Origin of the sequence: Shewanella woodyi ATCC 51908 (assembly GCF_000019525.1) — a bacterium.
GTDB lineage: Bacteria > Pseudomonadota > Gammaproteobacteria > Enterobacterales > Shewanellaceae > Shewanella > Shewanella woodyi.
Genome location: NC_010506.1, coordinates 1,215,750 through 1,237,956 on the forward strand (window position 1 = coordinate 1,215,750; position 22,207 = coordinate 1,237,956).

General features: G+C 41.6%; 21 protein-coding genes. 10 read left to right on the forward strand and 11 right to left on the reverse strand.

Translation table 11 applies throughout. The features are described 5' to 3' along the window. Window positions 1-212 precede the first annotated feature (212 nt). Window positions 213-1,895, reverse strand: coding sequence for an RluA family pseudouridine synthase (locus SWOO_RS04655; protein ID WP_041417973.1), 1,683 nt, complete (start codon window positions 1,893-1,895; stop codon window positions 213-215). A gap of 487 nt (window positions 1,896-2,382) precedes the next feature. Between SWOO_RS04655 and gshB the strand changes: the two genes are divergently transcribed. Together gshB and SWOO_RS04665 are read left to right on the forward strand one after the other, a co-directional pair. Further along, window positions 2,383-3,420 (forward strand): glutathione synthase, encoded by a 1,038-nt coding sequence (gene gshB / locus SWOO_RS04660; RefSeq protein ID WP_012323554.1) that lies wholly within the window; start codon window positions 2,383-2,385, stop codon window positions 3,418-3,420. Beyond that, a complete protein-coding gene (locus SWOO_RS04665) occupies window positions 3,404-5,398 on the forward strand; it encodes a flavohemoglobin expression-modulating QEGLA motif protein (protein WP_012323555.1) in 1,995 nt (664 codons plus the stop codon). Before gshB ends, SWOO_RS04665 begins: the two co-directional genes overlap by 17 nt. Window positions 5,399-5,481: 83 nt before the next feature. On the opposite strand, the gene asnC is transcribed toward SWOO_RS04665, so the two are convergent. Next, a complete protein-coding gene (asnC, locus tag SWOO_RS04670) occupies window positions 5,482-5,943 on the reverse strand; it encodes a transcriptional regulator AsnC (RefSeq protein WP_012323556.1) in 462 nt (153 codons plus the stop codon). Between the two features lie 140 nt (window positions 5,944-6,083). Continuing rightward, window positions 6,084-6,761: a bifunctional tRNA pseudouridine(32) synthase/23S rRNA pseudouridine(746) synthase RluA gene (gene rluA, locus SWOO_RS04675; RefSeq protein WP_012323557.1), complete on the reverse strand. Its 678-nt coding sequence runs from the start codon at window positions 6,759-6,761 to the stop codon at window positions 6,084-6,086. 223 nt (window positions 6,762-6,984) lie between these two features. On the opposite strand from rluA, the gene SWOO_RS04680 reads away from it, so the two are divergent. Beyond that, window positions 6,985-9,162: a winged helix-turn-helix domain-containing protein gene (locus SWOO_RS04680; protein WP_012323558.1), complete on the forward strand. Its 2,178-nt coding sequence runs from the start codon at window positions 6,985-6,987 to the stop codon at window positions 9,160-9,162. A gap of 200 nt (window positions 9,163-9,362) precedes the next feature. Continuing rightward, the gene (locus SWOO_RS04685) at window positions 9,363-9,587 is read left to right on the forward strand and encodes a hypothetical protein (RefSeq protein WP_012323559.1); all 225 of its coding nucleotides are present in this window, start codon (window positions 9,363-9,365) and stop codon (window positions 9,585-9,587) included. Between the two features lie 1,123 nt (window positions 9,588-10,710). Here SWOO_RS04685 and SWOO_RS04690 read toward each other — a convergent pair. The 3 genes from SWOO_RS04690 to SWOO_RS04700 are packed head-to-tail and all read right to left on the reverse strand — an operon-like array spanning window position 10,711 to window position 11,955. Next, entirely contained in the window at window positions 10,711-11,001 is a 291-nt protein-coding gene (locus SWOO_RS04690; RefSeq protein ID WP_012323560.1) for a hypothetical protein, read from the reverse strand. 41 nt (window positions 11,002-11,042) lie between these two features. After that, window positions 11,043-11,570 carry a class I SAM-dependent methyltransferase gene (locus tag SWOO_RS04695; RefSeq protein ID WP_012323561.1) on the reverse strand — a complete coding sequence of 176 codons (528 nt, stop codon included), beginning with the start codon at window positions 11,568-11,570 and terminating at the stop codon, window positions 11,043-11,045. Then, window positions 11,545-11,955 carry a hypothetical protein gene (locus SWOO_RS04700; RefSeq protein WP_012323562.1) on the reverse strand — a complete coding sequence of 137 codons (411 nt, stop codon included), beginning with the start codon at window positions 11,953-11,955 and terminating at the stop codon, window positions 11,545-11,547. Before SWOO_RS04700 ends, SWOO_RS04695 begins: the two co-directional genes overlap by 26 nt. Before the next feature lie 189 nt (window positions 11,956-12,144). On the opposite strand from SWOO_RS04700, the gene SWOO_RS04705 reads away from it, so the two are divergent. Further along, window positions 12,145-13,137 carry a 2-hydroxyacid dehydrogenase gene (locus SWOO_RS04705; protein WP_012323563.1) on the forward strand — a complete coding sequence of 331 codons (993 nt, stop codon included), beginning with the start codon at window positions 12,145-12,147 and terminating at the stop codon, window positions 13,135-13,137. Window positions 13,138-13,263: 126 nt separating this feature from the next. Next, entirely contained in the window at window positions 13,264-14,001 is a 738-nt protein-coding gene (locus SWOO_RS04710) for a dienelactone hydrolase family protein (RefSeq protein WP_012323564.1), read from the forward strand. 56 nt (window positions 14,002-14,057) lie between these two features. Here the strand turns inward: SWOO_RS04710 and SWOO_RS04715 are convergent, their stop codons facing one another. Together SWOO_RS04715 and SWOO_RS04720 are read right to left on the reverse strand one after the other, a co-directional pair. Then, window positions 14,058-14,585 (reverse strand): DUF3332 domain-containing protein, encoded by a 528-nt coding sequence (locus SWOO_RS04715; protein WP_012323565.1) that lies wholly within the window; start codon window positions 14,583-14,585, stop codon window positions 14,058-14,060. 327 nt (window positions 14,586-14,912) lie between these two features. After that, on the reverse strand, window positions 14,913-15,110 hold the full coding sequence (locus tag SWOO_RS04720; RefSeq protein WP_041417494.1) for a hypothetical protein: 198 nt from the start codon (window positions 15,108-15,110) through the stop codon (window positions 14,913-14,915). A 111-nt stretch (window positions 15,111-15,221) separates the two neighbouring features. On the opposite strand from SWOO_RS04720, the gene SWOO_RS04725 reads away from it, so the two are divergent. The 4 genes from SWOO_RS04725 (at window position 15,222) to SWOO_RS04740 (ending at window position 19,766) form a co-directional block, all read left to right on the forward strand. After that, window positions 15,222-15,965 carry a spermidine synthase gene (locus SWOO_RS04725; RefSeq protein ID WP_012323567.1) on the forward strand — a complete coding sequence of 248 codons (744 nt, stop codon included), beginning with the start codon at window positions 15,222-15,224 and terminating at the stop codon, window positions 15,963-15,965. 209 nt (window positions 15,966-16,174) lie between these two features. Next, entirely contained in the window at window positions 16,175-16,744 is a 570-nt protein-coding gene (gene ahpC / locus SWOO_RS04730; protein WP_012323568.1) for an alkyl hydroperoxide reductase subunit C, read from the forward strand. 183 nt (window positions 16,745-16,927) lie between these two features. Then, entirely contained in the window at window positions 16,928-18,496 is a 1,569-nt protein-coding gene (gene ahpF, locus SWOO_RS04735; RefSeq protein WP_012323569.1) for an alkyl hydroperoxide reductase subunit F, read from the forward strand. Window positions 18,497-18,593: 97 nt separating this feature from the next. Further along, entirely contained in the window at window positions 18,594-19,766 is a 1,173-nt protein-coding gene (locus SWOO_RS04740) for a GGDEF domain-containing protein (RefSeq protein ID WP_012323570.1), read from the forward strand. A gap of 42 nt (window positions 19,767-19,808) precedes the next feature. Here SWOO_RS04740 and SWOO_RS04745 read toward each other — a convergent pair whose 3' ends face one another. The 3 genes from SWOO_RS04745 to SWOO_RS04755 form a co-directional block, all read right to left on the reverse strand. Then, window positions 19,809-19,997 (reverse strand): hypothetical protein, encoded by a 189-nt coding sequence (locus tag SWOO_RS04745; protein WP_012323571.1) that lies wholly within the window; start codon window positions 19,995-19,997, stop codon window positions 19,809-19,811. Between the two features lie 98 nt (window positions 19,998-20,095). Next, window positions 20,096-21,520 carry a cytochrome c biosynthesis protein gene (locus SWOO_RS04750; RefSeq protein ID WP_012323572.1) on the reverse strand — a complete coding sequence of 475 codons (1,425 nt, stop codon included), beginning with the start codon at window positions 21,518-21,520 and terminating at the stop codon, window positions 20,096-20,098. A gap of 173 nt (window positions 21,521-21,693) precedes the next feature. After that, window positions 21,694-22,140, reverse strand: coding sequence for an OmpA family protein (locus tag SWOO_RS04755; protein ID WP_012323573.1), 447 nt, complete (start codon window positions 22,138-22,140; stop codon window positions 21,694-21,696). Between the last annotated feature and the right edge of the window lie 67 nt (window positions 22,141-22,207).

A 22,207-nucleotide genomic window follows, 5' to 3' on the forward strand; every position in this document is an offset into this window, starting at 1 on the left:
TTGGTGGCTGAGAAGTGAATGGGTAGACCGCATAGATACCTCGCTTTTTAGCGACACGGTTGGGCATGGTATCTATTAAATCTCCCTTCATTGGAGCGTGATAGACCAAACACCGAGGAACATGGCGATACCATATCCACCTAACGCTGATTTTTTCAGGGCGGCGTCATTGTCTGATAGGCGTATTGCAAACAGCTATGGTTAAGTAGCCATTAAAATTCAGCTTCGATGCAGAAACTCATAAATTCCTTGGTACTTGGATGATTAAGCTCTAACAGCTCTGCGTGTAGGTGTAATCTATCAGCCTTAGTGCCGTAGAGATCGTCACCGACTATCGGCATATTTAGTCCTTGAGCATGGGCGCTATGAACTCTTAACTGATGAGTACGCCCTGTTTTAGGGTATAAGTGAACCTTAGTTTTGCCATCCTTACGTTCAATTACCTGCCACTTAGTTTCGGCGGGTTTTCCATGATCAAAGCAAACTAATTGTCTTGGCCTGTCATCGAAGTCACCTCTCATCGGTAGGCTAATGCTCCCTTCGTCTTCTCTAAGCTCACCTGTGAGCAATGCGGTATAGCGCTTCTTCACCGTGCGGGCGATAAATTGCGCCTGCAGGCTTTTATTAGCCTCTTTGGTCAGTGCTATTACCATTAATCCAGAGGTCGACATGTCGAGTCGATGAACAATAAGTGGCCCTGTTGCATCTGGAAACTGAGTCTTCATACGAAGATATACTGAGTCTTGAATGCTTTTTCCTGGCACAGAGAGAAATTCAGCAGGCTTATTGATGATAGCCATCTCTTCATCTTGATAGATGATATCTATGGCTTTACCTACAGCAGGATTGTTGAGTAATGGGTTTTTATCCAACTCCATCCCATCGAGCATATGGCCTAAGATAGGTTTACACTTTCCCTGACAAGCACCATAAAAGTTCTTATGTTGTCTTATCTCTGATTTAGGCGAGCTTCCCCACCAAAATTCGGCCATCGCCAGTGGTTTCATGCCCCATTTAAAGGCGTAATGAAGCAGTTTAGGTGCAGCACATTCACCGGAGCCTGCTGGTGGTGTTTGATGTACGGTATCTTTGAAAATGTTGCCTAAGTCTCTATGCTCACCCTTGATATTTAAAAATCGATAATGTTCAAATAGCTTTTTCTGTAGTTTGGCTGATGAGCTTTTACGCTCCTGCTTAAGCTGGTCTATTTCATCGGTTAATTGGTTGAGTTGCTGTTTTGCAGCATCTACTCGCTCATCCCAATAGAGATTTAGGGCTTTAAGCTGGTTTTTATGGTGAACACTCTCTTTAGCTAGCTTGGCTTGAAGTTTGATAAAGTCGGTTTCATTAAGTTCGAGCTCAGCTTTCGTTCTATGGGCTTTGCGTGTTTTTCGCCCCTCAATAATATGTTGTCTTTGTGCTTCAAGCTGCTGTTTACTTGCATCGATTTCATCAGCTAAGAAGTTACTGTATTCACTAATCTTAGGGTTAGTGTTCAGCTTGCTTAATTGTTCACTGAGTTGATTAATACGTGTTTGCTCTGTGAGGAAAAAACCTCCCTCTGTGAGCATGTCAAATACCGGAGGCACGAAGTTGGGCAGTAGGTTTTGGTCGGCAACTTTACCTGAAAATGCTGATAGATAACCGAGTTCTCCTTGAGCATTGTGGACCACTAATACACCGAACATTTTACCGATCGCTCCCTCTTGAACACCTTGGTGACCAAAATTGTGTTGCCACTGAGTTTGGCTGTCGAGATATGCCTGAAGTTCCTTTGCTGCAAGCAAACATAGTGGGTGAGGCTCATAGTAAAATGGATAGGTAAATCGCTCAGGTAGTGCTAATGCTTGAGCTGAACCGGTAAAGAGGGTGAAGCAGTTTTCAGGGGAGTGCATGATATAGTCTTTAGCCATAACAGCGCTAAGCTATATGGACGGTAGTCATTGGTGCGAAAGTTGCGCGATTTTACCCTTTTGCCCCCTAAAATTCAATTTGAGCGGTGTAGACTTTGAGCCTATGTAAAGAGAGCAAGGTTTGAATCATTCTCATTACTTATATTTTAGATATACATATCCAAAAATTAATCTATGTTACCTATAAGTTAACTGGTTATTTTACTTTAAATACAATATCTTGCGCTGTGATTTTTCATTGTGTTTTTTTCTCGTAAAAAAGCTAGATATATCATTGTTCTAGTTAGGGCATTTGGTGTAGATTACGCATCCTTTTTGCTCAGTCTTTGAGCAACCCAAATTGTTGTTTGATTGGTTAGAGATCTATTTGTTGAGCTCTACCATTTTTTGCATTTTTGAATCCTCTATTCATCATTAAGCCTTTAAGTGGCCAAGACCGTTAGAGCGTTCCCTATTGAAGGTATTATCAATGAACATCTTATTTCTTATGTATCCATGGAGCAGTGTTGAGCCTGAAACTGATTCAACATTAAGAATGATCCATGAGTGTGTCGCTAGGGGGCATACCGTTGCGCTTACTACGCCACATAATTTGACCATGAGATCATCTGAAGCAAGTGCCTTTTGCCAAATTTTCAGTAAAGAGGAGCCTGTATCGAACAACATCGTCTCTTTTTATAAAAAGGCTGTGTTTAAAAAGGCTCGTTTGCCATTAGCAGGCTTTGATACGATTATCATGCGTGCGAACCCACCCTTGGATCCAATTGCACTGAACTTCTTAGATTCGGTTCGTGATGATGTGTTTATCATGAATGATATCGATGGTTTACGTATTGCTAATAATAAGCTGTACACCGCCTCATTTGATGATCCAACAAATAAGTTTATTCCTGTAACTCATGTATCTAAAACTCCTGAGTATTTAGAGGAGGTGTTAAGGGAGTCGACAACCGATAAGATGATCATGAAGCCACTTGATGGTTATGGTGGCCAAGGGGTTATCTTAGTGGAGAAGCATGCGCAAAAGAGCTTCCACTCTCTACTTGAGTTTTATATCAACAGTGGCAAAGGCGGCAACTACGTTATCTTGCAAGAGTATGTTGAAGGCGCTGACGCTGGAGATGTGCGTATTTTAATGTTGAATGGTGAGCCTATCGGTGCGATGAAGCGTATTCCAGCTCAAAATGAGGTGCGCTCAAATATCCATGCTGGTGGCAGCGTGGTTAAACATGTTCTAACCAAAAAAGAGAAGGAGTTGTGTAAACACATAGGTCCTAAATTGGTGAGAGATGGGTTGTTTTTTGTTGGTATTGATGTGATCAACGAAAAGTTGATTGAAGTGAATGTGCAAAGTCCAGGCGGGATAATGCGTATAAATAAACTTAATAACGTTAAGCTGCAAAAAAAGGTTATCGACTTCGTAGAGGGTGTGGTGAATGCCAAAGAGGTCTTGAGTCAACGTAAAACTGAATTTAGAAAGGCGATTGAAGATGCTCACGTTATCTGAGAAGGAGTGTATTGCACTCATTAACAGGGGCGAGTGTTTTCAAGCTGAGGTTGAAGATGGCGCTTTCATTGTAAAAATTGATGATTACTCACCTATGGTCTGTACTGCTATTCATAATGGCCACAGATTGCGAGATGATCTTAAAAAATCCTTTTTACTGAGTAAAGAGGAGCGATTTTATGAGGAAGATCCCTATACGGATGAGTTGATCTCCTCATTTCCGATTGTCTTGATTGGTAATGATTCTCGCTTTGAATATGACTTGAATCGGGCTAAAACTTTGTCGACTTACTATAAAACAGCTTGGAATAAGCAGGTTTGGGAAAAGCCGCTGTCGACTAAACAAAGAGCCTTTAGTCATGCTAAGCATGAGTCATTCTACAATGTACTTGAAGCCATCATTGCTCGATTAGAGATGCTATTTAAAAATAGCATCGTCTTTGACATGCACTCTTATAATCATCAAAGGATCGCGAAAGACACGCCAACGTTTAATATTGGTTCAGGTCAGATTGATGTCGAGCGTTGGGGGAGCATCAGTCACTATTTTGAGCGAGAGCTGAATAAGATAGCCCTGCCAAATCTCGATGTGAGGGCGGCCACAGATGAGGTCTTTCAGGGGCGAGGCTACCTTATCGCTCACATTAACGCTCACTTTGACAACACCTTAGTGTTACCGGTTGAGGTTAAAAAAGTCTTTATGGATGAGACGAGTGGGGAGGTTTATCCTCTGGTACTCGAAGAGCTAAAAGCTGGCGTGAAACACGCTATCTCTGAAACAGCGGCTCACTTTATGCGCCGTTTTGGAAAACGCAAAACCGTTAGTAATGCCGAACTACTCTCATCATCTCTGTCACCGGAGCTGGTTGAACTAGACAAGCAGCTCTATGGACTGTGTAGAAGCGTTGAGACACTCAGGTTTATTAATCCAGTAAATATTGCCAGTGAGCGCAAGAATTTTTTTGGTAAAAAAGCCTTAATTACGCCTGATTTTAGTTATAAACAGTTGAATATTAATCCTTACCAATTTAGAGAGCAGTTGTATAAACTCCCTGTCGAACAGGTGATGGACGCTGATATTCAACAACTATATCGCCATGTTATCGATAATATGGCAACTAAAATAGACCTGATATCTTCCATTGGCAGTGATGATTTTGTTTACAACTCGCTGAAATATTATGGTCAGCCTGACAAGAACGATCTGGCTAATGCTGAGTTTATTTTAAGGGCGCCTGAAATCGAAGGCGATGATGAACCCGAACTTCATTCAGCCGATGTAGCAGTTGAGTTATTTAAAGAAAAAGCCAAGGAGTGGGGCCTTAAATGCAAGATTGAGAAGTCATCTCGAATTGTTGCCAAGGCGATGGTCGATAATGATAAAGCCTGCTTATTGATCAATAAAGAGGCCTCATTTACATCCAAGGAGTTAGTTGCATTTGCTTACCACGAGTTAGGTGTGCATATGTTGACAACTGTGAATGCTAAGCGTCAGAAACTGAAAGTATTTTCTCTAGGTTTGAGCGGCAATACCCAGACTCAAGAGGGGCTTGCCATCTACAGCGAATATTGCTCTGGCAATTTAACACTAAGCCGATTGAAAACCTTAGCGCTTAGGGTGGTTGCCGTTAATTTAATGCTGCAGCACAGAGATTTCCCTGTGACTTATCAGGCATTGGTTAAGGATTACGGTGTAAGCTGTGAGCAAGCGTTTACTCTGACAACTCGTGTGTATCGTGGTGGTGGTTTTACTAAAGATTACTTATACCTGAAAGGGTTTAGAGATATCTATACTTTAGGCAAAACGACTAAGCTTGATAATCTATTAGTGGGCAAAACAGGCTTGTTAGACCTGCCTACAGTTAATGAGATGGTGGGGCGAAACTTGTTGGTAAAACCTGTTTCATTGTTTGAGTTGCAATTAAAGCCGCCTCAACCACTCTCGATTATCGATTATCTGGTTTCAGGTATCCGTTAATTAGTCAAAAAACTTATGACAAACCCCTCTCACGTTATGTGAGGGGGCTAATAACAATCAGTATAAGAAGTTGATCTACTCAATTAAGGTTTAACAGCTCTAACGATCGGGTTTTGTAAACTGATCAGTGTTTCGGTTGATTGGATCTCATCGATTGATTGAATGCGGTTGATCAAGACATGCTGTAGCCCATCTATGGATTGGCACATGACTTTAACGAACACACTGTAGTTACCGGTTGTATAGTAAGCTTCGACCACCTCTTCCAAAGCATTGAGCTTAGATATTGCTGCTGGATAATCGCCAGCACTTTTGAGGTTAATACCGATAAAACAGCACACATCATAACCAAGGGCTTTAGGATCTACTGTGATTTGTGCACCTGTGATAATACCAGCCTGCTTCATCTTCTCTACACGGACATGGATTGTTCCCGCACTGACACCAAATCGTTTGGCAAGCTCAGCAAAGGGGGTTCTCGCCTCCTCCATCAGTGCTGATAAAATCTGGTTGTCGAGTTGATCTCTTTGAAATGAGGTATCCATTGTAGGTAGCTTATTAATATGATGAATGCTAACTAATCTACGTCTTTTTGTGTTATATGGCTATTAAAAAGCGATTTTTGTTGTAATTTTATTTAGTTGTAGAGTGAGGTAGAGAGGTTATTTCAATTTTTAGTTCTACTTCACTGCTCTGTCTCAGGCTCTAAAAAGGGCACTTCACAGGTAAAAGTTAACGTTTCTCCTGAGTAAGGCTGTTTGATAGTCAGCTCCTGAGCATGCAATAGTAGTCGGCTAGCCAAAGATTTTGCTAACGGATCTGCATAGAAGTTATCACCAAGTATTGGATGCCCTATAGCAAGCATATGTACCCGTAGCTGGTGTGAACGACCTGTAATGGGGGTTAGCTTGACTAGAGTTGAGCGTTTAGCCCTACTTATCACTTCATAGTGGGTTAGTGATGGCTTACCCACTTTATGATCTACCTTTTGCTTTGGCCGATTTGGCCAATCACAGATAAGGGGAAGCTCGACTTTGCCGCTGTCCGATCTTATATGCCCTGCAACACGCGCGTAGTAGGTTTTCTTCGTTTCTCTCTCTCTAAACTGTCTTTTCAACTCTTTTTCTGCATTTCGTCTTAATGCAAGGACGATAATGCCAGATGTAGCCATATCGAGCCTGTGTACAACTTGAGCATTTGGGTATTCGGCTAAAACCCGGGCATAGATACTGTCTCTATGGGCAGGGTCGCGCCCTGGGACAGAGAGTAGTCCTGACGGTTTGTTAACAACCAAAATGTCTTTGTCTTGGTAGATAATCTCAAGCCATGGGGTTGTTGGAGGGGAGTAGATAAAGTCAGACATAAAAAAACCTAAGTATAAATGCGCTGCAAAGATACCTGTTTGGGGTTAGTTGAGGCAAGTAAAAATAGCGCCAGCTAGCCTCTCTTTTGGCTTTAGTGGGAGGATTTAATGTTAATAGCATTGATTTCATTTGTTTATCTTGGTCTAATTTAAGACTCTTATCTGTACTCTTTAGAATTTCATGTTTTTATTTCTATTTTCAAGCTAATAAAACGGGTTATACATGTTAAAGCGAACTCGGTATCGATTGGCTGATAAGGTAGTCGATCCAGCGCAATGTACCATCTTAAGTGATGGCAACTTACTCAAGGTTGAGCTAAGGGCCATGCAGGTACTACTGTGCCTAATAAACCATGCTGGTGAACCTGTCAGCCGAGATATGCTGCTCGATGAGGTCTGGTCTGGTGGTGAGGTTTCTGATAATGCGATTAATCGTATTATAGGGATACTAAGAAATCAGCTTGGAGACAATGCTAAGTCGCCCGAGTTCATCAAAACCCTGCCTAAGGTGGGCTATGTCTTAATTGCGCCTATTACTCTGGTCAAAGAGGTGACTAAGCATGAGAAGTTTGCGACAGAGGTCATAGCGGGTGCAGAGCTTGAAGTTGAGGAGAGTAAAAGGCTGGTATTTAAGCGAAGCCTGTTTGCGACTCTTTATCAACATGCTGGCAAGATGTCGATTCTAATGGCAGGGCTTCTGTCCCTGCTACTCTTCTCGGTTTATCAAATTAGCCATAACGAGAGCAGTGAAAGTCCCCAATATATTAAAACAGAGCTTAAGCGTTTGACCTATTTAGATGGTCAAGAGTTGTCACCTATGCTCTCGAGTGATGGGAAGTACCTGACTTTCGCCAAGCGAAAACTTGGAGAGAAAAATTGGCGGGTAGGCTTAATGACACTGGGTAACCGTAAAACTTACTTTCTTGATGATCCGTTCGATAGCCAAAGCTACCCTGCTTTTAGCCCAGATGGAAGTAAGATAGCTTACCTTTCATTTAATCGTGGAGGTGGCTGTCAGATCAATGTGGTGGAGGTGAGTGAGGGAGAGTTTGGAGAGATAAGTAAGATAACCGATTGCAAAAGTATCATTCGGAGTACGAGTATTGCCTGGCACCCATCAGGCAAAAGTATCTATTATACCGATGAAGATCATCAAAAAGAGTTCCTTAGTGAGAAGATGATTTTCTCTATCGACATAACAGGGAAGAATAAAAAACAACTAAGTCAACCTTACTCCATTGGTGGGGGAGATTATTCGATTAGTCTCTCTCCAAACGGACGCTATCTTGCCGTAGTCAGGGATGTTCATTGGTATAAAGTTCAGATTATGTTGCTGTCATTGGAGACCGGGAATTGGCAAAAGCTGTTTCCTTTAGAGCTTGCTTTACATTCAGTTGCTTGGAGCGGAGATAGCGAGTCAATTATCTATCGCGGTAAGGGAAATCATTTGATGCGCTATAACATTGAACTAGGGGAACATATTCAAATCACCAACATTCTACAGCCAATTCTCTCACCTATCTCTAATCCTAATGGGGATATTGTTGCTGTATTAGGTAAACTTTTTGATGGTGAAATTAGGAAGTTAAATGATTCTTTTGATGAGCCTCGTGATAGCTCACTGTTCGTGAACAGTAAACCTGTTGACAAACATTATATAACATCTAACGGCAGTGATTCGCGCCCCTCTGTTAGTTTAGATGGTAAAAAATTAGCTTTCGTTTCAACCAGAACGGGTGAGTCGCAAATCTGGTTAAAGTCACAAGATGGAACTGAGAGACAGTTAACATATTTTAAAGATATTAATTTTATAAGGCATATTAGCTTCTCTGGTGATGGCACTAAGATTTTAGGGCGAAACAATCACCAAGCTTTTATCTATGATCTAACGACTAATACTGTACATTTTATCGATATTCAAGGTGAGCATGAACTCTTCAATGTAGCTTGGGGGCCGGATAAAAAAACCATTATAGCGTCATTTGATATTTTAGGGAGATCGTCACTTAGGTTGGTGGATATCAAGTCTGGCCAAATTTCTGATGTTCTGGCTGAAGAGGTTGAGTTTGGTCAGTTTTCAAATACCGGTCAGCTCTATTTTATTAAAAGGGCGAAAGATGGCTTATGGACGATTGAGAACGGCGAAACAAAGCTTATTCATAAAGACTTTAATGTAATGCTAGATATGTCTTGGACTATAGTCGATCAATTTGTTTACAACTTGGCTTACCGAGAGGGACGTATTGATATCGATAGAATTGATCTTAATACAGGAGAGCATGTGATTATGAAATTTGCTGATGCTCCTCTAGCCCAAGCAATTGCTGTTGACAGAGAAGGAAGTATTTACCTTGGAGATTATAACGAGAGCAATACTAACATCATTAAACTTGATTATTAGCGGCTAGAGATAAGTCGTTGAAAGATAAAAGGTCACTTTTTTGTAATGTTTTGATTATGTATTTTTTAGCCTTAAGTTGTAGTTTTCCTTAAGATAGACATTAGTGGTTGTTTAGCCAGCTCGTATGGCTATTAAAAAAGCAAAAAGACTTATTTAGTAAGCTTTAGTAAAGATTTAGTGGTGACTTGAGAGGGCCAGATATGAAAAATGGTAAAATGATGACGTTCTTTAAGGCTGCGCTAATTGGTGCTGTCTGCACATCAGGAATGAGTGTTGCGATTGCACAAAGCGAAGGTGAAATGACTCTTAATGTGGGGCAGAGTATCTTTGAATTAAACAAGGATAAAACCAAGGATAAGGTGGTGATTATACCTACACAAGGGTGCCCTATGGAGCCTTGTCCTGGGGAGCAGATTATCAAGTAAATAACTATAATGGTTAACAAAAAATGGTTGTGTATCAAGAGGTGCACAACCATTTTTTGTTTTTAACTCTAAACAGCTAAACAGCTAAACAGCTAAACAGCTAAACAGCTTCTGCCTCCTTTTCTATCCAACCTTAGCTTAAAATCGTCTGCACCCAATGCTAAATTTAGTCTATCTGCTTTTCTATTTAACTCTTATGTTCGGGACATAAGTTTTTCTACTGTAACTTATTTTATCAAAGCTCACTTATAGACTTAGGTTCTAGTAATGAACGACATTACCCCACCTTGTTACAACAACTAAAGCGACTTTTTAACCGAATGTCTTTATCAATTATGTAGAAATCTATTAAGCTATATAATTTAATTTTTCTTTAAGCTGTTGAGTATTAACGATATCATCTTTTCATCATCTTACTGTTATGACTCAATGTTGTTATCGGATGTAGTTTTGTAGTCAGACAGGTTAACTCGGTAAGTATCAGTCTTTAGGTTTGCTTTTAATCTAAACTTTACCCTGGGTTTCACCACCGGTTCTCTACAACAAAAGGAAGTATGCAGTATTTTTGAGCATCATATATTTCATTGTCTGGTCCACAATTGAGATAACTGGATAGTACAGATAGTTAGGATTGGCGACTTAGATCTTGAGTTAGGTCTAAACAAGTCACTGAACTATAAGTATTAGCGTGATAGCTTTTAGTATTGTTATATTTCTGTAGAGGAAGGTGGTTCATTAATTGTGTACGCCTAATCTGATTACAGATTAACCTGTCTCCCTATTTTCTTTTCAACCGAAAACTGAAGTAAAATTTGTCAATTTAAGATGTACTGCTAGCGTTTATGTTTAATTATGATTGTTAGATTTACTTTTATGTAGTTGAACTTACTTAGTTTTCACTACGGCTAAGCCAAGTTTACATCATAAAGTTGTTAGGAATATTCATCTCCCTTTAGACATAGGGGTGCTTCATTTGAGCACTCCTTTTTTTTGGCTTTTTTATGCCATATCCTCTTATATATCCTTCGACTTGAAAGATTCTCTGCTTAGGTGATTAGTATCAAACCAATTGCTGCTGAGTGAAGGGAAGTCTTGTGACTAGTCTCTGAAACCAAGATAGGTGCTATGAAAAACCGTTACCGTTTACGTGCATCAGTGAGAAGGTCCAAACCACAAATGATAGTGCGATATGGATAAAAGCGTAAACTCCTTGATCTAGCCTCTCCATTCCTTTGGCCTGCCATATAAGCTGACCGTGCAGCAATATTACCAGTGGGAATAAACCGAAGAGGGGATAGAAGGCGATTGAGCTGCTGCCACCGAGTATTAAACGACTGAGAAGGGACCAAAAAACCATAAAAGCGGTGAGAATTGGAGGAGCTGCTTGTCGATATTGTTCTGGATAGGGGAACATATAACTCCTACTTTAGCTTTTTATTATTAGCATATGGTGGTTTAAAGAGGCTTTCTAGCAATAAGTTGTGCTTTATGACTCACGGTTGATGAGTTAAACACCTTTCCCTCAAAGTAATGTAGACAGCTCCAATGATCAAACTCTGATTTGAGCTCATGCTGTTTTAATAGGAAGTTAGGATTTCTGGGGCGACCTATTTCAGCTTGTTTTTCGATAAAGGTTTCATAGATGATAAGCCCTCCGGGTTTAATTGCCGCCTTAATTTGTGGAAAAAGAGGTCTGTGTAGATAATTAAAAACCAGTACTACATCATACTCTTCAACAGGAAGGTTTGGCGCTGTGCCCACCTCTAAATCCCATTCAAGGTAGCGATGACCGTTAGGCCTTTTATCTAGACCTGCTAACGACCTATCGATAAAGGTCACGTTATCGCCGCGTTCTACAAACCAGAGGCCATTTCTACCACTACCACAGGCGAGATCGAGTACTTTCTTATTGTTTTTAAGGTTTAACTCTTCGAAGTCAGTAATTAACTTTGAAACTTCAACCTTTAACTTCTTTTCTTCCATCGATTCTTCGCCCGTGAATAACTGAAAAGTGACGCAAGCCTGCAGGTCCATGAGATACGACTACAGATAGCAGTAGTGTGGTGACCACAAGCTCTGGTTTATATTGCGCTAAGGGAATAAAGAGGAGGAGTAAACCAAGCTTTACCAGTGTGAGCACACCTTTAAGCTGTATTAACCAACGCCAGTCTCTTACAACTTCCCATATCATCATCAACAAGCCAGTTGTCATGGCTATGCACCAGTAGTAGATCCACTTCTCTTGTGGAACACCTAAGAGTATGCCACCACCGGCACCAGTTACTCCGAGAATATGAAGGGCTCTTAGGCTGGTTTTACTTAGCCTTTGCAACCAAAATTGTTTTTCAGAGAGTTTGCTTTTTGCCATGTTCAAAGGATGGTTCGTTAAGTTGCTGCCAGCTTATCAGGAATTTCTATGCTGTGAAGAGTCGCGGGCAAAAATTGTATAGATGGGGGTCTTATCATGGCGTTTTGTATCGTGGAGTTGGTGAATTAAACAGAGGTTTCTATTAGACTCTTAAACCTAAGCAATATAGAGCTAGATATAGGGAAGATAATGAAAATAGGCTTCTTTAGTGCAAAGCACTATGACATGGAACACTTTGACCGTTCCAATAAGACTTTTGGCGCCGAAATTGAGTATTTTGACTATCGCTTATGCATGAAGTCTGTGCGGCTGGCTCATGGGTTTGAGGCCATTTGTGCTTTTGTGAACGACTCTCTATGTGAAGAGGTGTTAGTTGAGCTTGCGAGAAACGGAACTAAGATAATCGCTATGCGTTGTGCAGGGTTTAATAATGTCGACCTTGTCGCTGCTAAACGTTTAGGTCTACGAGTCGTTAATGTGCCGGCATATTCACCTGAGTCTGTTGCAGAGCATACGGTGGCCCTAATGTTGACCCTAAACAGAAAGGTCCATAAAGCCTACCAACGAACTCGTGATGCAAATTTCTCTTTGGAGGGATTAGTAGGTTTCAACATGCATGGCCGTACTGTCGGTGTTATCGGTACGGGAAAAATAGGCGTCGCAACCATCAAAATACTTCAAGGTTTTGGTTGCAAGGTGATTGCTCACGATCCCTATCCAAATCCACAGGTGGTAAACCTTGGAATTGAGTATCAGCCTCTTGATGAGCTCTATTCAGTATCCGATATCATCACTTTGCATTGTCCACTGACTCCAGCGAATCATCACCTTTTAAGTGCTGAAACCTTTGATAAAATGAAGCCTGGGGTGATGGTGATTAATACCAGTCGAGGCGGCTTGTTAAACGCAATGGATGCGATGGAGGCCCTTAAAAAAGGTCAATTGGGCTCATTAGGTTTGGATGTGTATGAAAATGAGAAATCTCTCTTTTTTGAAGACAAGTCGAATGAGATTATTCAAGATGATGTATTCAGGCGGTTATCTGCTTGTCATAACGTTATTTTCACAGGTCATCAAGCATTTTTGACTGCTGAGGCTTTAGAGGCCATAGCGTCAACGAGTTTACTAAATGTGCAGCAACTACTTGAAGGTGTAACTTGCCCTAATGAATTAAAATCATAAGCTTACAAAAAATGAGGAGATTAAAATATCCAAATCCTCTTTTTGTATCAGTTGAGTGATAACAACTGACAAATCAATACCTGGCTGATAGATTAAAGGCTCAATTTCAACCAGAGTTTTAACATTATGATGGTCACCCATGAAGTTCACGATATTCCAACCGCCACTGGAGTGATGCGAACCTATCTTTATCGCCCTGATGAAGAGGGGCCATTCCCTACCATTTTATTTTATTCCGAGATTTTTCAGCAAACAGAACCTATAGCAAGAGCCGCGACAATTATGGCTGGCCATGGTTTTGTGGTGCTAGTTCCTGAAGTATTTCATGAGCTTAACCAAATAGGAACTGTGCTTGCCTATGATGATGCTGGTAAAGATAAAGGCAATGAAGATAAGTTTGCTAAACCTCTAGAGAGCCATGACTCAGATACAGAGGCACTCGTCCAATTTGCCAGAAGTCAGCCTTTTTGTACTAGTCAGGTTGGCAGTATGGGAGTGTGTATTGGTGGTCATTTAGCTTATCGTGCAGCTATTAACCCTGATATATCAGCGGCGTTTTGTTTATACGCAACCGATATCCACTCAAGCACCTTGCCCAGTGAAGAGGGCAATGACTCTCTTTCCAAAACTGCAGATATTCAGGGTGAGCTTGTGATGGTGTGGGGCAAGCAAGATCCCCATGTTTCAACCGAGGGACGTAAACGTGTGTATGAGCAATTAGAGAGTACGCAGAGAAGGTTTACCTGGTTGGAAGTCAATGCGCAACATGCCTTTATGCGCGATGGTGAAAGTCGTTATGATCCTGCTTTAGCCATTCAGATGTACCTACAGGCTGTCGCTTTTTTTCACCGAATCTTACGTTGATCACTGATGAATTGTTGCAGTAAGAGTCATGATATATGACTCTTACTGCAAATTACTTAGCTTTGCTTGCTGTAGTTGGCCAGATCTTCAATGCTAACGCGAGCGATAAATTCATTATCAAGATAGAAATCTACCTGTTCTCCGCTCTTTTTGCCTGACATCAGCTGCTGACTACCGTCATCGAAATTGAGTGTCATGACTAAAGTATCTTCACTGGTCGCTTCCATGGTGGCATTGGTAAGCTTAATCTCTGGTAAAGGTGCTTTTGTAAGCTCTTTATTCAGATGAGGATTAACCTTAAAGATAGCTTCAACTGGCATGTCTACGACTGCCGGTGAACGTTTGGTTATTGGGTTAGTACCAGTCCAAAACTCAATGCTATTGAATATAAAGAGATCTGCTGTAGCTGTTAAGCCATAGACAGGGCTTAATAACATAAATAAGCCTGCGCGACCAAAACGGTTATCAACAACGCTTAAGTTGCCTTTAGTTACCATAGCACTCAGTCCCATCTGTCCCATACAACCTGTGAGCTGGGTACTTAATAGTGTGGCAAGTGTTATAGAGATTAATGTCTTTTTCATGATTATCTTCGTTGGTGGGAAAGCGAGCAGATTGTAATGATTAGATATTTATTGTTGGAGATCCTAATCACAAATCTTGGTTGAGTTTTGGTTGGTAATGCTAGCTAATTCGATCTAGATGTTATCCATCGGGAGCAGTTGTTCTTACTATGATTTAAAGTGTGCATATATTCATCGTTAACCATTTTGTGATTAACCCTCGTATCTTTAGCAATAACAGCTCTTGTATCGGCTGATCAAGATGGTCAGAGGATTTTTGGGTGTGCTATTTTACGGTTTTAGCGCATACTACGCCGCTTATACCAATCAGTATAAAGATTTGATCGCTCAGCGAGAGTTTAGCGGTCCTGAGGCAAGGTCCTTAATTGCTCCTGCATTAATGACATTCACCACATCCATGTGGTTTGCAACGAGTGAAGAGCATAGTTGTTCTACGGTCAAGCTCGTTAACACAGCATCAGAACCGCTAAAACTCGCTTGTAAGGAGTGTTTTTGGCTGCCTACTTCTGCGTTGAATGAACTCATAAGGGAACAACCATTGTGTCATCCATTCGCCTTGAATTAGTTTGCCAAAAGACACTCTGAGTAGATCAACTTCTTATACTGATTGGTATTATTTAAGAGGGGGAGGTATCGATGACAGAACTTGAGACACTATATCAGAGCGAAGATGAGTACGGTCCTCTATTAGTACTGGAAGATAAGCACATGCGTGTGCTCTCATTTGGTGATAATGATGAGCAGAGTAAGCTATTAAAGCTACAACCTTTTCTACCTCAACATACTTATGTACAGGCTATGTTATTGGTTCTGTTATTTATTAAACCTAAGCGGGTAGTCATACTGGGTTTAGGTGGAGGTGGATTGATTCATGCGCTACGTCATTATGATGCAGGAATTAAAATAACTGCGGTAGAGCTAAGAGCTCAAGTGATAGAGATAGCTAAACGTTTTTTTCAACTACCGATAGGCAAAAAGCTGACATTAATCCACCAGGATGCTGCGGAGTTTCTTGAGCAGGCGGAGCATAAAAAGGCCGATGTTATCTTTGCCGATATCTATGGGGCTGATGGTGTAGATGAAAACCAGTTGTCAGATGCTTTCATTAAAAATGCCGCAATGATGATCAAAGCCGATGGTTTTCTGGTCTTAAACTGTTGGAAAGAGCATAGCCAAAATCGAGAGTTGCTGTCGTTACTGCAAACTTACTTTGTTGAGGTTAGGGCATGTTTAACCGGAGGAGGAAACTGGGTGGTGTTTGCCAGTAAAACAAAGCGAGATATCACCAGTAGTGGCATGAAAGCTAAAGCACACAGTTTATCCCTGCAGTTGGATTTTACTTTGAGTCGCTCATTGACTCGCTTTGACCACTGGGTATAAAAGTTTGAAGATAGGCAAACGAGTTTGTCTATCTGACTTAGCTTTTCCTATCTTCAGCTTCCTTGTTCGGATAAATCGATTAGAATAATAGAATTTACCCGTTATATTTAATTTAAGTTCCTCGCTATTATCTTCACATCGAAAACAAACTGATGGTTATACATAACGTCAGGTGAATGAATTAATTAGTAATTTTAACGGAGCTTTAAATGAATCAATCTATCATCAACACTGAAATCAAGCCTTTTTCTGCAACTGCATTCCACAAGGGCGAGTTTGTTCCAGTTTCTGAGCAAGACCTTTTAGGTAAGTGGTCTGTTGTTTTCTTCTACCCTGCTGATTTCACGTTTGTATGTCCAACAGAGCTTGGTGACATGGCTGACCATTATGAGAAGTTACAATCTATGGGTGTTGAAGTTTACTCAGTATCTACTGACACTCACTTCACTCACAAAGCTTGGCATGATGCTTCAGACACCATCAACAAGATCAACTACCCAATGATTGGTGACCCAACTGGTACTATCACACGTAACTTCGGTGTGATGATTGAGGAAGATGGTCTAGCACTACGTGGTACTTTCGTTATTAACCCAGAAGGTGAGATCAAAGTTGCAGAGGTTCATGACCTAGGTATTGGCCGTAGCGCTGCAGAACTTGTTCGTAAAATTCAAGCTGCACAATATGTTGCTGAGCATGACGGTGAAGTTTGTCCAGCTGCATGGCAGCCAGGTGCTGAGACTCTAGCTCCATCACTTGACCTAGTCGGTAAAATTTAATTTAACCTGTTGGTAGCGGCTTCATCTCCGAACTACTAGCCACTGAAGTGAAGGGATAGATTTGCACTTCAGTGACCTTTTTATCTCCAAATGAGCTCAGCTCCCCCTGTAAGTCTGGGCTCATTCTTTCCCCTGTTTTTTCATTGATGCTTACAGAGATAGGTGTCAATTTTAGGAGTTATCATGTTAGATACGAATCTTAAGAATCAACTGAATACCTACCTGCAAAACCTCAAGCGCCCAGTTGAACTTGTCGTGTCTGCAGATTCAAGCCCTAAAGCTCAAGAGCTTAAAGCTTTAGCTCAAGATATTGAAAGTTTGTCACCGTTAGTGAGCATTACTGAAGCAGAAGGTAAGCGTATGCCTTCGATGAAAGTGACGAGTGTTGAGACACAAACTGATATCACTTTTGCGGGCCTACCTATGGGCCACGAATTTACTTCACTTGTACTCGCACTGTTACACACTGGTGGTCATCCATTGAAGCTTGATGATGAGGTGATAGAACAGATTAAGGCATTGCCAGGTGAATATCATTTTGAAACTTATGTTTCTCTTAGTTGCCAAAACTGCCCCGACGTGGTGCAGGCCTTGAATATGATGGCGGCGATCAATCCCAATATAACCAATGTCATGATCGATGGCTCACTGTTTCAAACAGAGGTATTTGAGCGTGATATTTTAGCTGTGCCTTCGGTTTACCTAAATGGCAAGGTGTTTGCTCAAGGTAGAATTAGCCTCACCGAAATTCTGAATAAGCTGGATACTGGTGCAGTAGCTCGTCAAGCAGAAGTGATCGCAGAGAAAGAAGCGTTCGATGTACTTGTCGTTGGTGGTGGTCCCGCTGGTGCTTCAGCTGCTATTTATGCCGCTCGTAAAGGGTTACGTACAGGTATTGTTGCTGACAAGTTTGGTGGCCAAGTGGCTGAAACCGTTGGTATCGAGAATTTTATCTCTGTAAAGGCGACTGAAGGTCCTAAGCTGGTTGCAAATTTGGAAGCCCATGTTCATGAGTATGATGTTGATATCATGGATAATCAAAGAGCCTTATCACTTAAGTCTGGCGAGCTTTTTGAGTTGGAGCTGGAAAGCGGCGCCAAACTAAGAAGTAAAACCGTGCTATTAGCAACAGGCGCTAGATGGCGTGAGATGAACGTCCCCGGTGAGCAAGAGTATCGCGGTAAAGGTGTGGCTTACTGTCCTCACTGTGATGGGCCGCTATTTAAAGGTAAATCCGTAGCTGTCATTGGTGGCGGTAATTCAGGTATCGAAGCGGCAATTGACTTAGCCAACATCGTTGAGCATGTCACCGTATTGGAGTTTGATACCAATTTAAGAGCCGATGAGGTGCTGCAACGTAAAGCTGCTTCTATGGGGAATATCAAGATCATTACCCAAGCGATGACCACAGAAGTGGTTGGTGATGGTAAGCGAGTAAACGGACTTAATTATACCGATAGAGCGACAGGAGAAAGTCATCACCTTGAGCTAGCTGGCATATTTGTCCAGATAGGTTTGATGCCTAACTCAGAGTGGCTAAAAGAGACTATATCGTTAACTGAACGTGGCGAGATAATTGTCGATGGCAAAGGTGAAACATCTCTACCGGGTGTATTTGCAGCAGGTGATGTCACTAACTCTGCCTATAAGCAGATCATTATAGCCATGGGCAGTGGCGCAACTGCATCACTGGGGGCTTTTGATTACCTCATTAGGCATAGCGCACCGGAGCAGTCACAAGCTGCAGCTTAAATTTCACTACCCCAACGTTTTTCATCTTTCAGCCAGTCATCAGACTGGCTGCTTTTTTATAATTATTTGATACTTTTAAACACATTAGCTTTGAAGTTTGTTAGAATTTTCTGCCACAAGTTTTAAGGTGATTAGTATCGGTATCAACGCAAATTTACCCTCATTTGAGCGGCAATTAAAAACAGAGACTCACCTTTATCTGATTAAAGGAGCGATGTGGGCTACTGTTATCTCTCTGTTTATGTTGCTGGCAATCCTGCTCAATATATATCTGCAAAATTCAGATATATCGGTGTTTTACGAAGCCATTCAAATGGTCTCCCCCCTTGTTATGATAACCTTCTCTGGTGCCTTAGCCGCTTATTTCGTCAAGAGAGAGAATATCGCTATTTGGGGCTTGTACAGTTATCTTTTTCTATTGGAGATAGTCTGGGTATACCTTGTTTGGCGCCTATTTCACTTTTCTAGTGATAAACTCCCATCCTATGCTGCACTGGCTGGTGTCGAGTCAATCATTGATATTTTGGTGTTAACCATTGCGATAGCATTTTTCCCAAATAGAAACTTAATGCTGATGGGAGTTCTGCCCTTAATGGTGTTTAGTTGCTACGAAAGAGTCTTGGTGGTGCCTGACCAATATCTGTTTCCGCTCACTAAGTTTTTCTGCTTCTTAGCGATTATAGTCTCTGGGCAGAAAGTGCTTTCATCATGGTTTAATAAAGCGATTCTGCGCAATGTTGAAAAACAGTACCTCTTAGCTCAATTTAGGCGTTTGGCATTAGTTGATAGCCTAACCGATATCAGTAATCGTCGACACTTCGATGAAATTCTTCTGCAGGAGATCCGTGCATCAGAGCGTACTGGTCACCCCTTAGGTTTGGTGTTAATTGATGTGGATTACTTTAAACGTCTCAATGACAGTGCTGGACATCAAAGTGGGGATGAGTGCTTAGTTGAAATTGCAAAAATTTTAACTGTTACTGCAAATCGTCCTCGAGATTTAGCAGCCAGATACGGTGGTGAAGAGTTTGTCCTATTGCTTCCTGAAACTGATATAGCAGGTTGTATTGAAATTGCAGAGGCATTAAAGAGAAAGCTGGCCGTCGCTAAATTGCCACATCCCGATTCCGATATTGGGTCTTTGGTTACTATCTCCCAAGGTGTGACGCTTTGGAAAGAGGGAATGGAGGCGCAGGAGTTATTAGAGTGTGCTGATAGCTTGCTATATCAAGCTAAATCGAGCGGAAGGGATAGGTTTATCGCTGCTTAAAGTAGCGCCCTGGAGAGGGCGCTTTTGATTCAGCTCGTTTAGCTATACTTTGATATTGATATTATGGCCAGCATTACCGCTTGGGGCTGCAGGCTCTGTTGCCTGTATGAGTTGCAGGGCAATCTCACCTTCAGCCTGTTGCTGCTCTTTTGCTAGTTGGGCCACCTTTACTCCAATATTACCATTGCTTAAATTTGGTTCTAAATTTGCGGTTCCAATTGTGATTGCCATTGCGACCTCATTTTAAGTTCAGCACTTAGTGATTAAATATCTATCGGCTCAGATACCATTAACTTTAGTGTAGTTGATGGTATCGAACCGAGTAAAAATTAAGATCTCTTAGCTAACACTTTTCTGGTAATAGTGATGACGATGGTTAAGAGGATGGAGCTCAAAATAAGGCCAATGGCCAGAGCCACATTTTGCAGTGCAGTAGGATCCATCGCTAAAGTACCGCCTAAGCCTATCATCATAATACCTGACATCAACTTAAGGGTTTGTCCCTCTTTCTCTGTCAGCTTACGTTTACCTAAAGTGGCACTAAAGGCGATAACGATAATAGCCAGTGGAATGACATACACTATGTTGTAGAAGGCCAGGTACATATAACGTTCAAGGTCTGGCAGTTCATGCATAGCTAAAACACTGGTGTATATCATGGGGAAGCCTGCAGTACATAAGAGCTCATAAGCGTTTGCAAGAATTGACAGTACTACGGTGCCTGCGATCATTGCTGCCATACTACTTGCACTCGTGAGTTTGCCCATGCGCTTTATCAGCCCTGTACGATTCTCTGCCGACATGGAGAGTGTGACCTCTCCCTTGGTAAAGAAGTAATCTTTAATATTTATTACTCCGGCAATTAAGGCCAAAATACCTGCGCCAAGGATTATCATACCTCCATCACTTCCGGCCCCGAGTAACTCAAAAATATTGAGCCAGGCAATCATAAATAGGAAGTAGATAAAGCCAGAGAAAAAGACAAAGATGCCGCCAACAATCAACATACGTGTTCGGCTTTTCGCATTAACCATAATTGAGAGCAAGAATAGTAGTACGAAGAAGGCGCAGGGGTTGAATGCATCCACACCAGCTAACACAACTGTCAATAACGGCAGAGAGAGCTGCTCTGGTGCAACAACACCTAAAAATGGAAGCTCAACAGGTTGCACTGAGCTGGTATTGGTTTGTTGAGATTCAGTATTTAAGTCACAGGTACCTGCATTGCCATCTTCAGCGGTTCCATCACTGCAGGTGCCAAATAGCGGTTTATCTCCGCCTTGCGCCGAGCTTGCTACAAAGGTGTCATTAGGATCGAGTGTGCCTCCCAAAGATTGATAGCACTGCTTTAGTTGGTTAACTAGGTATTGGCCTGTTACCGCTTCACTGCTGTAACCAATAACGGCGTTCTCGCACATGGCCATGTAAGGGACTGAGCTGGCTTTGGTACCTGTTTGTGATGCAATATCTTGCCATTTTTCCATCGAACCCGGCGCTGAAATCATATGTGAAGACAGCTCAATCCAAGGGTAACGTTCGGGTAAGGAGTCGATAAATGGATGAGCTTCGGCGCAGTGAGGACAGGTTTTAGACCAGAAAAAGTAGAGCTTGACTTTAAGCTCTCCTTTTTCATCTATATAGTGCCAACTTTGTGCGTTTTCTACTGTTGAAGTGGCTGCTGTTGAAGCTAAAGTCATTGGGGCTGAAAATGCCCCGAGGCAGAAAGCAATTAGTAATAAGATAATTCTGGCCATATTCCCCTCCGCGGGGACGCTCCTATTTGGAGCATCTTTGAGATATTCGTTATTAATTACTTTACGTTTATTTATCTGAGCTGATAAATAAAGGTTCTATAATTGCAACCTGAATCTCGAATAACCGGGAAATGTGACGGGTTTATACTCTTAATGTTTCTTTTGATAGGAGTTTATAGCTTAGCTTTACCGTTAACTAGGGTCTCTTTACTCTCTGCAAGTCGAACTGGTGAAGGTGTTTTTTCAAACGGACACCAGCTCACGCTAATATCCCGTCGCTTATCGACGCCAGCGGTTAAGATCCTTGTAACAACGGGAGCGGCAAAATGAGCATCGGTAAGGTAGTTCTTTACTCTGTCGATTCTGCGTTGGGCCAGCCATAAGTTATAGGTTCTTAGCTCATCACTTCTTTGCTTTTCTTGTACTTGAAACTCCAAAAGCAAGTAGCCATCCTCTCCCTTGTGCTCCTCACTAATAGCGTCGAGTTTGGAGGAGTATGCGCTTGGAAAGTAAGAGCTATTTTTCTCGTATGGGATGCTAAACATATGAATGCTGGGGTCGCATTGTGCAGTAGCGCTTCCTGCTGCTAGCAACAGTAAAGTGGTGGTTATCACTCTCATTATGGGCTCCCTGTGAAGTAATGCATGCCTAAATGGTGATTTATCAGTGTAATCTTTGTGGTCCAGG